We start from the raw sequence: 12,703 nt of genomic DNA, 5'->3' as shown, positions 1-12,703 counted from the left end.
GCCACGGCGTGGACGCCCGTAGGGCACCGCGCCGTGGCCTGTCATTATGTAGTCATGAATTCCCACAGGCCGACGTTGTTGATTTCCAACGTCCTGCCGGCACGCCCGGGGGACGAGGCATACAACAACATCTGCATGCGCCTGTGGGATCGTCTCCTTGAGGCCGCGCTGCCGAACTGGAACGTCATCCGCGAGTACGCGCAGGAAGATGGTGCCGAGGGCGCCGCCCTGCGCGCCCAGCACGCGGACGCCATCATCATCATGGGCGGCGAGGACGTCCACCCCAGCCTGTACGGCGCCACCCAGGGCTACGAGGCCGAGGGGCGTCACTGGTACCGCGCCGATCGCGGACAGATCGCCCTCGTCGACTACGCCGTGCGCACGGGCACCCCGCTGCTGGGGATTTGCCGCGGCATGCAGATCATCAACGGACGCAAACCCGTCCTCAAAGCAACCGAGACGCACGACCGCGCCTACAGGGAACGCGACCAGCACCTACAGTGGCGGCAGGCTGCCCTCGGTTTCAACGGGTACGGAGGCGCGACCAAGAATGACGGCGAAGGCGAGTATGAGCGCGTCCACATGGACAACGACAGCCTCTACAAGGGATACGCGCGCTCGACTGGCGCTCACGCTGGACGCACCCCCGGACAAGCACACAAAACGCCCGGCGTGAAGCCACCCGAACACATGCGCAAACCCGGCACCGACAGTGGTGAACTGTTCGCCGTGTGGGAGGGCCGCAAACGGTCACTACCACCCGACTGGGAGAAAAGCAGCCTACGCGCAACCCTAGAGGCCACATCCGCGCCTCCCCCTCCGCCGCCCGCGACCGGGAGCAGCGTTCCACCGCCACCGCCCCCACCCGCGCCTCCCGCCCCGCCGGTACCACCACCGCCCGCACAGTAACCGGCAACACAAAAAAGGGGGGGAGACCACGCGTCCACCCCCAACCGGCAAGGCCGGAACACACAGCAAAAGCCCCGCAGACACACCCAACACCCTCATCAAGGGGGCTGGGTGAGCGTCTGCGGGGCTTTCGCACGCCTAAGCGCACTCGCCCACGAAAACGCGTCAGAAGCGCATACAGCGAATCTTATGGCAACGGTGAGCGCCACGTGTGAGACGTGACCGAACATGCGGAGACATCTAAGTCACGCCACCATGCGCGAGCACGCCAGACACGCGAGCGCATCCACCTAGTTCTCGAACCACGTGAACGGCGGCCGTCGTGTCGGCCCGTTCGCTATGTGATTTCCTTTCGCGCGGGGCGGGTGGAGTGGGACAATTGTTCCGCGACACCCGCCCCGTTACCTGTGGAGGACACATGAGCGCCGACGTGACCCGCGACTTCGCCTTCGGACTGCCCAAGGCCGAGCTGCACCTGCACCTGGAAGGCACCCTCGAGCCCGACCTGAAGCTGGCCCTGGCCCGCAAGAACGGCGTCGACATCGGTCAGTCCACGGTCGAGGAAGTCCAGGCGACCTACCGGTTCAACGACCTCACGTCCTTCCTGGCCGTCTACTATCCGGCCATGGACGTTCTCCAAGACGAGGACGACTTCCACGACCTGGCCGCCGCCTACTTCGAGCGCGCTCGCGCGAACGGTGTCGTGCGCGCCGAATGTTTCTTCGACCCGCAGGCCCACACCTCGCGCGGCATCGCCATCGAGACGGTCATCCGCGGCTATCACCGCGCCGTCGTCGAGGCCCGCGAGGCTGGCCTGTCCGCCGACCTCATCCTGTGCTTCCTGCGTGACATGAGCGCGCAGTCCGCGCTCGAGACGCTCCAGGCGGCCCTGCCCTACAAGGACATGTTCATCGGCGTCGGGCTTGACTCCGACGAGCGCGACAATCCGCCCACGAAGTTTGCCGAGGTCTTCGCCCTGGCGCGTGAGGCCGGCCTGCACGTGACGATGCACTGCGATATCGACCAGGTTGGCTCGATCGACAACATCCGCGCGGCCCTGATCGAGCTGGGCGCCGAGCGCCTCGACCACGGCACGAACATCGTCGAGGATCCCGAGCTGGTCGCCTACGCCCGTGACCACGGCATCGGCCTGACCTCGTGCCCCCTGTCCAACTCCTTCGTCACTGAGGAAATGAAGGGAAAGGAGATCGTCGAGCTGACCGCCGCGGGCGTCAAGGTGAGCGTCAACTCGGACGATCCCGCCTACTTCGGCGGCTACGTCGGCGACAACTACCTGGCGCTTGCGCAGCGTTTTGGCCTCGGCCGCGCGGACCTGGAGCGCATTGCCCGCAACTCGATCGAGATCGCGTGGATCTCGGACGATGAGAAGGCCGAGCTGCTCGAGCGCGTGGACCGCTTCGTGTCCGAGAACTGACCATCGACGAGCGAGGCCGGGGCTCAGGGCCGTGAATGCACGGATCCGCCCCGGCCTCGTCGTGCGTGGGGCAGCGTTACTTTCCCGTCGTACGCAGGGATGGACACGCGCTGTCACAATTGGCCACCCCGTGAACGCCCCGCGCGCTCGGTGCCCAGTGCTGACATGATAGGGATCATGACGAACCACACGAAGCCGACGTTGTTGATTTCCAACGTCCTGCCGGCACGCCCGGGGGACGAGGCATACAACAACATCTGCATGCGACTGTGGGATCGTCTGCTTGAGGCCGCTCTGCCCACCTGGAACGTCATCCGCGAATACGCGCAGGAAGACGGTGCCGAGGGCGCACCCCTGCGCGCCCAGCATGCCGACGCCATCATCATCATGGGCGGCGAGGACGTCCACCCCAGCCTGTACGGCGCCTCCCAGGGCTACGAGGCCGAGGGGCGCCACTGGTACCGCGCCGACCGTGGACAGATTGCCCTCGTTGACTATGCCGTGCGCACGGGCACCCCGCTCCTGGGAATTTGCCGCGGCATGCAGATCATCAATACGGCGCTCGGCGGCACGCTCGAGCAGCATATCGAGGGCGCCCACGGCACTCACACGAACAACCGGATCCTGTCCGATCACCGCTTCATCCGCCACAGCGTGCGCGTCGGCGAGGGAACGAACCTCGAGCGCGCACTCGCGCCCGTCCTCACCAACTCCGAGCTGATTATTTCGTCGGCGCACCACCAGCGCGTTGCGCGCCTCGCGCAGGGCCTCCAGGTCAGCGCGCAGGCCCCCGACGGCACGATCGAGGCCGTCGAATCGCTGGACGCCCCCGTCATCGGCGTGCAGTGGCACCCCGAGGATCCCGCCGCCGACATCTCCCAGCTGCACGCGCTCCTCGGCCACCTGGACGCGCGCCGCGCTCCCCGCCTCGAAAGGGCGTCGACTACCCTGGTCGCATGACCATCTCCCCGGGAACGAACTTCGACGACCCCCGATTCCGCGAGGACGAGCGCACGCCCGCCCAGCGCCTGGAAGCCGGCGACTACTACGTCGCGGACGATGAACTTTCGGCACTCACGAAGCGCGCGGTTCGCCTCCTGAGCCTTTACGAGCAGGCCTATCCCACCGACCCGGACATTGCCGCCTACCTGCTTGCCCAGGTTCTCGGGCAGGTGGGGGAGGGCGTCGACATCCGGCCTCCGCTGCGTGTCGACTATGGGTACAACATCTCCATCGGCGACGGTTCCTGGGCCAACTACGGGCTGACCGTGCTCGACGTCGCCCCGGTCGTCATCGGCGCCGACGTCCTCATCGGCCCCAACTGCTCGCTCTACACGGCGATCCACCCGACCGAGCCCGGGCCTCGTCGCGCGAAATGGGAGTCCTCAGCCCCGATCACCATCGAGGATAACGTGTGGCTGGGCGGCTCCGTCGTCGTGTGCCCGGGCGTGACCATCGGTGAAAACTCGATCATCGGAGCAGGTGCCGTCGTCACGCGTGATATCCCCGCCAACTCCATCGCTGTCGGCAACCCCGCCCGTGTCATCAAAGACCTGGACCCGACCACGCCGCGCGCGATTGAAGCGGCGGGTGTCGGAGTCAACGCACACACGGGAGATCACGCATGAGTATCCTGCCGATCTGTATTACCGGCGAGCCTGTCCTGCACCGGGCTGCAGCTCCCGTCGAGTCCTTTGATTCGGAGCTGCACGACCTCGTCGCCGACATGATCGAAACTATGCACGCCGCACCCGGCGTCGGCCTCGCCGCACCTCAGGTGGGCGTCGGCTCCCAGGTGTTCGTGTGGAGGTACGGCGGTGCCGGCTCCTTCGACTCCCACTACCGCGACGTCCTCCAGCTCGATGAGGGACCCGCGCGCGGCTTCAACACGGCCCTGAGCGGCGTCGTCGTCAACCCCACGCTCGGCCTCGTGTGGGACACCGAGGGGGCGGGAGCCATCCTGCCCGCGCAACCCGATATGGTGCGCGAGTCCGAGGGCTGCCTGTCCGTCCCCGGCTACGGCTACCCCCTGCGCCGCGCGCTCGGCGCGGTCCTGCGCGGCTACGACATCGGCGGCAACGCCATCGAGGTCAGCGCCCGCGGGTGGCTCGCTCGCATCTTCCAGCACGAATACGACCACCTGCAGGGCACTCTCTACATTGACCGCCTCGAGGCGCCCTATGCCGATGAGGCCCAGCAGGCCATCGTCGAGCGCGGGTGGGGAAGGCGCGGACACACGTGGACCCCGGGGGAGCGAGCCTAAGCCGCTTCCTCCCGGGGTCCCGGTACGTTCGCGTCAGTGGACCAGGAATCCCAGCGAACGGAAGTAGTTGCGGACCTCCTCGGTGGCCTCGGGCGTGGGGGCCTTCGTGTCCTCCAGGTGGTACTCCAGTCCCAGCGAGTGCCACTTGTCCTTGCCCAGCTGGTGGAAGGGGAGGACCTCAATACGATCGATGACGTCCTTCCAACGCGAGACGATCTCGCCGACCTGGCGGACGTTCTCCGGGTCGTCGGTCAGGCCCGGAACCAGCACGAAGCGGATCCACATGCGGGTCGTACCGCCGCGAGCCGCGATGCGATCGCCGAACTCGATCGTGGGCGCCAGGGAACGGCCAGTCGTCTTCTTGTAGGTCTCCTCGTTGCCGCTCTTGACGTCCAGGAGCACCAGGTCGATGGCATCGAGCATCTCGTCGTCGCAGTTTGCGCCCAGGAAACCGGAGGTGTCGATGCAGGTGTGCACGCCCATCTCCTTGGCACCCATGAGGATGCGCTTGGCGAACTGGGGCTGCATGAGGACCTCGCCGCCGGACAGTGTGATACCGCCCTTCGTCGTGCGGAAAATGCGGCGGTAGCGGGCAATGCGCGAGAGCAGCTCCGTGTCGGACACGGGAGCGCCGTCCTTCATGAGGAAGGTGTCGGGGTTGTGACAGTACAGGCAACGCAGCGGGCAGCCGTTGAGGAAGACCGTCATGCGCGTGCCGGGGCCGTCAACGGCGGTGACGAGCTCCCAGGAGTGAATGGAACCCAGCGTGCCCTCACGCATGCGGCGCAGGCGCTCGGAGCGCTCCAGGTCCGTGATCTCCTCGAGACCTTCGACGCCAGCGCCGACGGTACGGGATTGGGGAGCTTGGAAATCCTGCTCACGGAACGTGGGGAGGGCGATGGGCTGCGACATGATTCCTTCTTCGCGGTTGAGTGGGCGCGGTGGTCGTGATGGGAACGAGGCCGTGGATCGTCAGCGGTGCGCGCTGATAAGGGCAGACATAGTAGTGGGGCGTCGAGCGTTGCCCGACGCCCCACTCCAATCAGCTATCAGGCCGAGTGGTGGAAGGTGCGGGACAGAACGTCCAGCTGCTGCTCACGGGTGAGCTTGACGAAGTTAACGGCGTAGCCGGAAACGCGAACGGTCAGGTTCGGGTACTTCTCGGGGTGCTCCATAGCGTCCTTCAGCGTGGACTCCTCGAGAACGTTGATGTTCGCGTGGTAGAGGCCTTCCTTGTCGCCGCGCTCTTCGCGGGCGGCCTTCATGTCGGCGAGGCGCTCTTCGTAGGTCTTGGTTGCCATAACATTTCTCCTTTTGTGAGACTCCGGCGGTGCCGGCTTGGGTGGGTCGCAGTGCGGCTCACCCACGAGTGGTGGGTGGCGGGGATCAACACGGGTTGCGCATCGATCCCCGCCAATGGTGGATCAGTAGCCCTTGGTACCGTCGTAGGCGCAGGAATCGTCCGGAACGAAGCCGGCGTCGAGGATGCCGACCAGGTTCTGGATCTGCTCTTCCTTGGAACGGCCGAGGCCCTGCGGGGTGATCGTGTTCGTCAGCGAGATGCCGTCGAGCGCGTCGTTGTAGTCCAGCTTGCCGACCGACAGCATGGAGGCGACCATGCCGTGCGTGTCGATGCCGTTCTCCGGGTTCGCGCCGGGGGCGAAGGGGGTGCCCTTCTGGTGGCCCGACGGGAAGGAGCCGGTGGCCTTGCCGTAGACGACGTTCGAGGTGATCGTCAGGACCGACTGGGTCGGGACCGCGTCGCGGTACATGGGGATCGCGCGGATCTTGTCCATGACGGTGTGGACGACGGTCGCGGCGATGTCGTCAGCGCGGTCATCGTCGTTGCCGTAGGTCGGGAACTCGCCCTCGGTGCGGTAGTCGACGACCAGGCCGGTCTCGTCGCGGATCGGGTAGACCTTCGCGTACTTGATGGCTGCCAGAGAGTCGGCAACGATGGACAAACCGGCGATGCCGCAGCCCATGGTGCGAATGATCTCGGAGTCGTGCAGCGCCATCTCGATGGACTCGTAGGCGTAGCGATCGTGGCAGTAGTGGATGATGTTGAGGGCCTCAACGTAGGTGCCAACGACCCAGTCGAGCATCTCCTCGTAGCGCTTCCACACGTCATCGAAGTCGAGCGGGCCGTCACCCTGGACGGGCTCGTAGCCTTCCATGACCTGCTTGCCGCTCATCTCGTCACGGCCACCGTTGATGGCGTAGAGCAGGGCCTTCGCGGCGTTCACGCGAGCACCGAAGAACTGCATCTGCTTGCCGACCTTCATGGGGGAGACGCAGCAGGCGATGGCGGCGTCGTCGCCCCAGTGGGCGCGAATCTGCGGATCGGACTCGTACTGGATCGACGAGGTGTCGATCGAGATGAGGGCGCAGAACTCCTTGTAGCCACGGGGCAGGTTCTCGTCCCAGAAGATGGTGATGTTCGGCTCGGGGGCCGGGCCGAGGTTGACCAGCGTCTGGAGCAGACGGAACGAGGTCTTGGTGACCAGCGTACGGCCGTCGTCACCGAAGCCGGCGTCCGACCAGGTGGCCCAGTAGGGGTCGCCCGAGAAGATCTGGTCGTAGGCGATGGTGCGCAGGAAGCGGGTGATGCGCAGCTTGATGACGAGGGCGTCGATGATCTCCTGCGCGCCGGACTCATCCAGCGTGCCGTTCTTCAGATCGCGCTCGAAGTAGATGTCGAAGAAGCCGGACAGACGGCCGATCGACATGGCGGCACCGTCCTGGGACTTCACGGAGGCCAGGTAGCCGAAGTAGGTCCACTGCACGGCCTCGCGAGCGTTGGTGGCCGGGCCGGAGATGTCGTAGCCGTAGGACTGCGCCATGTTCTTCAGCTTCTTGAGGGCCTTGATCTGCTCGGAGTGCTCCTCGCGGTAACGCGCCCAGTGCTCGGAGAAGGGCTCGTTCGCGTAGCGATCCTTGTCCTTTTCCTTCTCGGCGATGAGGTGGTCAACACCGTAGAGGGCGACACGGCGGTAGTCGCCGATGATGCGGCCACGGCCATAGGCATCCGGCAGGCCGGTGATGATGTGGGAGGAACGAGCGGCACGAATACGCGGCGTGTAGATGTCGAAGACCGCGTCGTTGTGGGTCTTGCGGTACTTGGTGAAGATCTTCTTCACCTCGGGGTTGTACTCCATGCCGGCCTCGTGGATGGCCGTCTCGACCATACGCCAGCCACCGTTCGGCATCATCGCGCGCTTGAGGGGGGCGTCGGTCTGCAGGCCGACGATCACGTCGTCGTCCTCGCTAATGTAGCCCGGCTTGAAGGCGTCAATGTCGGCGGGGGTGTCCGTGTCGATGTCGAGGATGCGCACCTTGCGCTCTTCGGAGAGGTACTTCTCTTCGAGAGTGTTCCACACGCGCAGGGTCTTCTCTGTCGGCCCTGCCAGGAACGAGGCGTCGCCCTCGTAGGGGGTGTAGTTCAGCTGGATGAAATCACGCACGTCGATCTCATCGCACCAGTTACCCTTTACGAAACCTTCCCAGGCCTTCTGGTCTGCTGTCGTCATTCTTCCTCTTCTCGGATGTCCGTATCCCGTTGTGGGGACGGTATGTCGGGAGCAAAACTCCCATGTGCGTCGGATTCCAACGCTTAGGCCTATTGTCCTACGGCTTGGGGACTCTCCACAACCCATATCGACCGACAGTCTATGTTGTCCGTCTCAGGATGTGGGCCCAAAGTCTCCGTCGGTCAAATTGTGGGACCAAGGTCCTTAGGAGAGGGGAGGGGCTTTGACCGCCTACACTGGTATCAGTGCCCGTCCCACAAAGGAGAAAAAGTCCTATGTCTGCACCCCGTCCTGTCCTCGGAGTTGGCGTTCTTGGAGCCGGAACCGTCGGTAGCCAGGTCATTCGCATCCTTCAGTCGAGCCGCGAGGATTTCGCCGCTCGCTCGGGCGCTGAAATGGAGGTGCGCCGCGTCCTCGTCCGCAATGTGGATGCCCCGCGTGACGCTCCGATCGACCGCGAGCTGCTGACCACCGACCCGGCCGAGGCGATCGACAACATGGACCTCGTCGTCGAGCTGATCGGCGGCATCGAGCCCGCGCGCACCCTCGTGCTGCGCGCCCTCAACCGGGGCATCTCGGTCGTCACCGGCAACAAGGCGCTCCTGGCCGCGCACGGCCCCGAGCTGTACGAGGCCGCCGCATCCAACGGAGCCGACCTCTACTACGAGGCCGCCGTCGCAGGCGCCGTCCCCGTCGTGTACGGCCTGCGCGAGTCCCTCGCCGGCGACCGCATCACGACCGTGATGGGCATCGTCAACGGCACGACGAACTTCATCCTGGACGCGATGAGCACCAAGGGGCTGAGCTACGAGGAGGCTCTCAAGCAGGCGCAGGACCTCGGGTTCGCCGAGGCCGACCCCACCGCGGATGTCGAGGGCTTCGACGCCGCCGCCAAGTGCTCCATCCTGGCGTCCCTAGCCTTCCACACGCGCGTCGGCATTGACGACGTCGCCGTCGAGGGCATCTCGAGCATCACCAAGGAAGACATGGAGGAGGCCGCGCGCGTCGGCCACACCATCAAGCTCCTGGCGATCGCCGAGCGCCGCATCGGCGAGGACGGCCGCGAGGGCGTTGCCATGCGCGTCCACCCCGCGCAGGTCCCCTCCGATCATCCTCTCGCCTCCGTCGACGGCGCCTTCAACGCGATCCTCGTCGAGGGCGAGGCTGCGGGTCGCCTCATGTTCTACGGCCAGGGTGCGGGCGGTGCTCCCACGGCCTCGGCGGTCCTGTCCGACCTCGTCGCCGCGGCGCACCACCGCGCCTTCGGCGGGCACGCCCCGCGCGAGTCGGTCTACGCCCACCTGCCGATCCTCGATCCCGGCTCGACGCACACCCGCTACCAGATCCGCCTCCAGGTCGAGGACCGCCTCGGCGTCCTGTCAGACGTTGCCGGAATCTTCGCCCGCCACGGCGTCTCCATCCAGTCCGTACACCAGCGCAACGACGAGGTGCCCGGCGCCTGCGTCATCGTCGTGACTAGCCACCGCGCCCGCGAGGCCGACCTGCGCGCCGTCGCCCGTGCGCTGTCCGTCTCCGACGCGGTGCGCGAGGTGACCTCCACGATCCGTGTTGAGGGTGAGTGACGTGCGCCTGCGTGATGACTTCGTCGCGGTGAAGGTTCCCGCGACCAGCGCGAACCTCGGCCCCGGATTCGACTCCATGGGCCTGGCCCTCGACCTGTGGGACGAGGTGTCGGTCCACGCGACGACGGGGGCCACCTCGGTCGTCGTCGAGGGAGAGGGAGCTGGGAACGTCGAGCAGGGCGAGGATAACCTCGTCGTGCGCGCCCTGCGCCTCGCGCTCGACCGCGCCGGCGCGCCCCAGGTGGGCGTGCGCATGCACTGCACGAATCGCATTCCCCATTCTCGAGGTCTGGGTTCCTCTGCGAGCGCCATCGTCGCCGGCGTGACGCTGGCGCGGGCCCTCATCGGTGACGCCGACGTGCTCGGCCGCCAGGAGATCCTCGAGATCGGCTCGCAGATGGAGGGCCACCCCGACAACGTGGCTCCCGCCGTCTTCGGCGGTGCGACCATCTCCTGGATGAACGAGGAGACCTCCGAGGTGGGCAGCGTACGCCTGACCCCGCCCGAGGGCATTCACCCGGTCGCCTTCATCCCGGACTTCGAGCTGCGGACCGCCGCCGCTCGTGCCGCGCTGCCCGCAACCGTGCCCCACGGCGACGCGAGCTTCAACGTCGCCCGCGGCGCCCTGCTCGCCGCCGTGCTCTCGGGCAATGCGCAGGCGAGCGGGGGAGCGGACCTGCACGCGCTCCTCATGGAGGCCACGCGCGACCGCCTGCACCAGGAGCAGCGTCGCGCCGCCATGGAACCCTCTCTTGCCCTCGTCGACTGGCTGCGCGGCGCTGGCTTTGCCGCCGTCGTCTCCGGTGCGGGCCCGACGGTTCTCTCCCTGGAGTCCGTCGGCGCCGACATCCGCCGGGATGCCGCGGCTGCCGGGTGGCGAGTCGTCCCGATGGGCGTGGCTCCCCAGGGCGTGCAGATCACCCGCGGAAGCCTCTCGAAGGTGGAATTCTGAGCATTTACGCGCTGTGAGTTTCTGCGCAAGCACCGCCAGTCGTGCCGTCTGATCGACAGCGGGCTGGCGGTCTTGCTATATTTTTTTCAGGTCGAGACGAATGTTCGACTTCGGCCTTCGCGATGCGCCTCTTTTGCGCATCTTCCTGATCAAGCTTTTTCGTGTGCTTGAGCAATCACCTCGCCCGCTGTGGGCGCATTCCAGTAAGGATCACTTCGTGAGCAACGAAACCTCCGCCGAGACGACCACGTCGCTGTCGGCGATGAAGCTGCCTGAGCTGAAGGCTCTGGCCGCCTCCCGCGGCCTCAAGGGCATCTCCCAGCTTCGTAAGTCCCAGCTGATCGAGCTGCTGAGCAACGGAGCCGGCGCCTCGACCCCGCAGGAAAAGGGTCCCCGCGAGGACGCCCCTGCCTCGTCCAAGAAGAAGGCTGTCAAGGCCGAGAAGCCGGCAGCCGACAAGTCGGCTGAGCAGGCTCCCGCCGCCGACGCGCCCGCCGAGGCTCCGCGACGCTCTCGCCGCCGCCGCGCGGTGAGCCAGGGCGCCGTCGAGCCCGCGCACGTCACCCTCGACCTGCCCCTGCCGGCAGCTGAGCGCACCGAGCCCACCCCGGAGCCCGACACGACCGTCGTCGAAACCGTCCTGAACATCGAGCTGCCTGACGGCGATGACACCGAGGCACGTCGCCCCCGCCGTGAGCGCGGCCGCCGTGGTCGTCGCGACCGCGAGAACCGTGAGAACCGCGGCGAGGGCCGTGAGAATCGCGAGAACCGCGAGAACCGCGGCGAGGGTCGTGAGAACCGCGAGGCCCGCTCCGCGCGCGGCGGCGAGGACAACCTCGCGCCGATCGCCGGCATCCTCGACATCCAGGAAAACCACGCCTTCGTGCGCACCTCCGGCTACCTGCCCGGCCCGAACGACGTCTACGTGACGCTCGGCAACGTGCGCCGCTGGGGCCTGCGCGCCGGTGACGCGGTCGCCGGTGCCGTGCGCCTGCCCCGCGAGGGCGAGCGTCAGCGCCAGAAGTACAACGCCCTCGTGCGTGTTGACTCCGTGAACGGCATGACCATCGAGCAGGCGCAGGCGCGCCGCGAGTTCGGCAAGCTGACCCCGGTCTACCCCTCCGAGCAGCTGCGTATGGAGACGTCGCCCAAGGCCTACACGCCGCGCGTCATCGACCTGGTCGCCCCCGTCGGCAAGGGCCAGCGTGGCCTCATCGTCTCCCCGCCCAAGGCCGGTAAGACCATGGTCATCCAGCAGATGGCCAAGGCCATTGAACTGAACAACCCCGAGGTGCACCTCATGGTCGTCCTCGTGGACGAGCGCCCCGAAGAGGTCACCGACATGCGCTCGATCGTCAAGGGTGAGGTCATCGCCTCCACCTTCGACCGTCCCGCATCGGACCACACGACCGTCGCCGAGCTTGCGATTGAGCGCGCCAAGCGCCTGGTCGAGCTGGGCCAGGATGTCGTCGTCCTGCTTGACTCGCTTACGCGTCTGTCGCGCGCCTACAACCTGGCCGCGCCCGCCTCGGGCCGTATCCTCTCCGGTGGCGTGGACGCGTCCGCACTGTACCCGCCCAAGAAGTTCTTCGGCGCTGCCCGCAACATCTCCGAGGGCGGCTCGCTGACGATCATCGCCTCCGCGCTGGTGGAGACGGGCTCAAAGATGGACGAGGTCATCTTCGAGGAGTTCAAGGGCACCGGCAACATGGAGCTGCGTCTGTCGCGTCAGCTCGCCGAGCGCCGCATCTTCCCCGCGATCGACCTCAACGCGTCGGGTACCCGTCGCGAGGAGCTGCTCTTCAAGCCCGAGGAGCTGCGCATCATGTGGAGGCTCCGTCGCGTCCTGGGCACCCTTGATCAGCAGCAGGGCCTCGAGCTGGTCCTCGACAAGCTCAAGGAAACCCAGTCCAACGCTGAGTTCCTCATGCTCATCCAGAAGACGACGCCCTCCGAGTGATCGGCGGGTGAGAGCGGGGCGAGTGGCGAGAGCCGCTCGCCCCGCTCTCTTTTCGGTCCGCGCCTGAATAC

The 12,703-nt window shown here is 66.5% G+C and carries 11 protein-coding genes; 8 read left to right on the top strand and 3 right to left on the bottom strand.

The window, feature by feature from the left end:
• Window positions 1-54: 54 nt before the first annotated feature.
• From CYJ22_RS10280 to CYJ22_RS04905, 5 genes are all read left to right on the top strand, one after another.
• Window positions 55-909 (top strand): gamma-glutamyl-gamma-aminobutyrate hydrolase family protein, encoded by an 855-nt coding sequence (locus CYJ22_RS10280; RefSeq protein ID WP_243390458.1) that lies wholly within the window; start codon window positions 55-57, stop codon window positions 907-909.
• Between the two features lie 418 nt (window positions 910-1,327).
• A complete protein-coding gene (add, locus tag CYJ22_RS04920; RefSeq protein ID WP_048676330.1) occupies window positions 1,328-2,344 on the top strand; it encodes an adenosine deaminase in 1,017 nt (338 codons plus the stop codon).
• Window positions 2,345-2,521: 177 nt separating this feature from the next.
• On the top strand, window positions 2,522-3,304 hold the full coding sequence (locus CYJ22_RS04915) for a gamma-glutamyl-gamma-aminobutyrate hydrolase family protein (protein ID WP_101601524.1): 783 nt from the start codon (window positions 2,522-2,524) through the stop codon (window positions 3,302-3,304).
• Entirely contained in the window at window positions 3,301-3,972 is a 672-nt protein-coding gene (locus CYJ22_RS04910; protein ID WP_101601522.1) for a sugar O-acetyltransferase, read from the top strand. Before CYJ22_RS04915 ends, CYJ22_RS04910 begins: the two co-directional genes overlap by 4 nt.
• Entirely contained in the window at window positions 3,969-4,607 is a 639-nt protein-coding gene (locus CYJ22_RS04905; protein WP_101601519.1) for a peptide deformylase, read from the top strand. Before CYJ22_RS04910 ends, CYJ22_RS04905 begins: the two co-directional genes overlap by 4 nt.
• Before the next feature lie 33 nt (window positions 4,608-4,640).
• Here CYJ22_RS04905 and pflA read toward each other — a convergent pair whose 3' ends face one another.
• The 3 genes from pflA to pflB form a co-directional block, all read right to left on the bottom strand.
• On the bottom strand, window positions 4,641-5,519 hold the full coding sequence (gene pflA, locus CYJ22_RS04900) for a pyruvate formate-lyase-activating protein (protein ID WP_101601517.1): 879 nt from the start codon (window positions 5,517-5,519) through the stop codon (window positions 4,641-4,643).
• A gap of 137 nt (window positions 5,520-5,656) precedes the next feature.
• Window positions 5,657-5,908 (bottom strand): autonomous glycyl radical cofactor GrcA2, encoded by a 252-nt coding sequence (gene grcA2 / locus CYJ22_RS04895; RefSeq protein ID WP_003792950.1) that lies wholly within the window; start codon window positions 5,906-5,908, stop codon window positions 5,657-5,659.
• A gap of 123 nt (window positions 5,909-6,031) precedes the next feature.
• Window positions 6,032-8,137 (bottom strand): formate C-acetyltransferase, encoded by a 2,106-nt coding sequence (pflB, locus tag CYJ22_RS04890; protein WP_007589420.1) that lies wholly within the window; start codon window positions 8,135-8,137, stop codon window positions 6,032-6,034.
• A 275-nt stretch (window positions 8,138-8,412) separates the two neighbouring features.
• Here pflB and CYJ22_RS04885 point away from each other — a divergent pair, with 275 nt between their 5' ends.
• The 3 genes from CYJ22_RS04885 (at window position 8,413) to rho (ending at window position 12,632) form a co-directional block, all read left to right on the top strand.
• Window positions 8,413-9,720, top strand: coding sequence for a homoserine dehydrogenase (locus tag CYJ22_RS04885; protein WP_101601514.1), 1,308 nt, complete (start codon window positions 8,413-8,415; stop codon window positions 9,718-9,720).
• 1 nt (window position 9,721) lies between these two features.
• Entirely contained in the window at window positions 9,722-10,672 is a 951-nt protein-coding gene (thrB, locus tag CYJ22_RS04880; protein WP_048670932.1) for a homoserine kinase, read from the top strand.
• Between the two features lie 100 nt (window positions 10,673-10,772).
• Window positions 10,773-12,632 (top strand): transcription termination factor Rho, encoded by a 1,860-nt coding sequence (rho, locus tag CYJ22_RS04875; protein ID WP_101601512.1) that lies wholly within the window; start codon window positions 10,773-10,775, stop codon window positions 12,630-12,632.
• The last annotated feature ends 71 nt before the right edge of the window (window positions 12,633-12,703 follow it).

Origin of the sequence: Schaalia odontolytica (genome assembly GCF_002847525.1) — a bacterium.
GTDB classification, from domain to species: Bacteria; Actinomycetota; Actinomycetes; order Actinomycetales; family Actinomycetaceae; genus Pauljensenia; species Pauljensenia odontolytica_B.
Note: the sequence above shows the minus strand (reverse complement) of the source record. Positions and strands in the feature narration are given on the sequence as shown.

Excerpts from the sequence above, each read along its gene's own strand:
- CYJ22_RS10280 (WP_243390458.1), top strand. The coding sequence starts at position 55 with ATGAATTCCCACAGGCCGACGTTGTTGATTTCCAACGTCCTGCCGGCA.
- add (WP_048676330.1), top strand. The coding sequence starts at position 1,328 with ATGAGCGCCGACGTGACCCGCGACTTCGCCTTCGGACTGCCCAAGGCC.
- CYJ22_RS04915 (WP_101601524.1), top strand. The coding sequence starts at position 2,522 with ATGACGAACCACACGAAGCCGACGTTGTTGATTTCCAACGTCCTGCCG.
- CYJ22_RS04910 (WP_101601522.1), top strand. The coding sequence starts at position 3,301 with ATGACCATCTCCCCGGGAACGAACTTCGACGACCCCCGATTCCGCGAG.
- CYJ22_RS04905 (WP_101601519.1), top strand. The coding sequence starts at position 3,969 with ATGAGTATCCTGCCGATCTGTATTACCGGCGAGCCTGTCCTGCACCGG.
- pflA (WP_101601517.1), bottom strand. The coding sequence starts at position 5,519 with ATGTCGCAGCCCATCGCCCTCCCCACGTTCCGTGAGCAGGATTTCCAA.
- grcA2 (WP_003792950.1), bottom strand. The coding sequence starts at position 5,908 with ATGGCAACCAAGACCTACGAAGAGCGCCTCGCCGACATGAAGGCCGCC.
- pflB (WP_007589420.1), bottom strand. The coding sequence starts at position 8,137 with ATGACGACAGCAGACCAGAAGGCCTGGGAAGGTTTCGTAAAGGGTAAC.
- CYJ22_RS04885 (WP_101601514.1), top strand. The coding sequence starts at position 8,413 with ATGTCTGCACCCCGTCCTGTCCTCGGAGTTGGCGTTCTTGGAGCCGGA.
- rho (WP_101601512.1), top strand. The coding sequence starts at position 10,773 with ATGTTCGACTTCGGCCTTCGCGATGCGCCTCTTTTGCGCATCTTCCTG.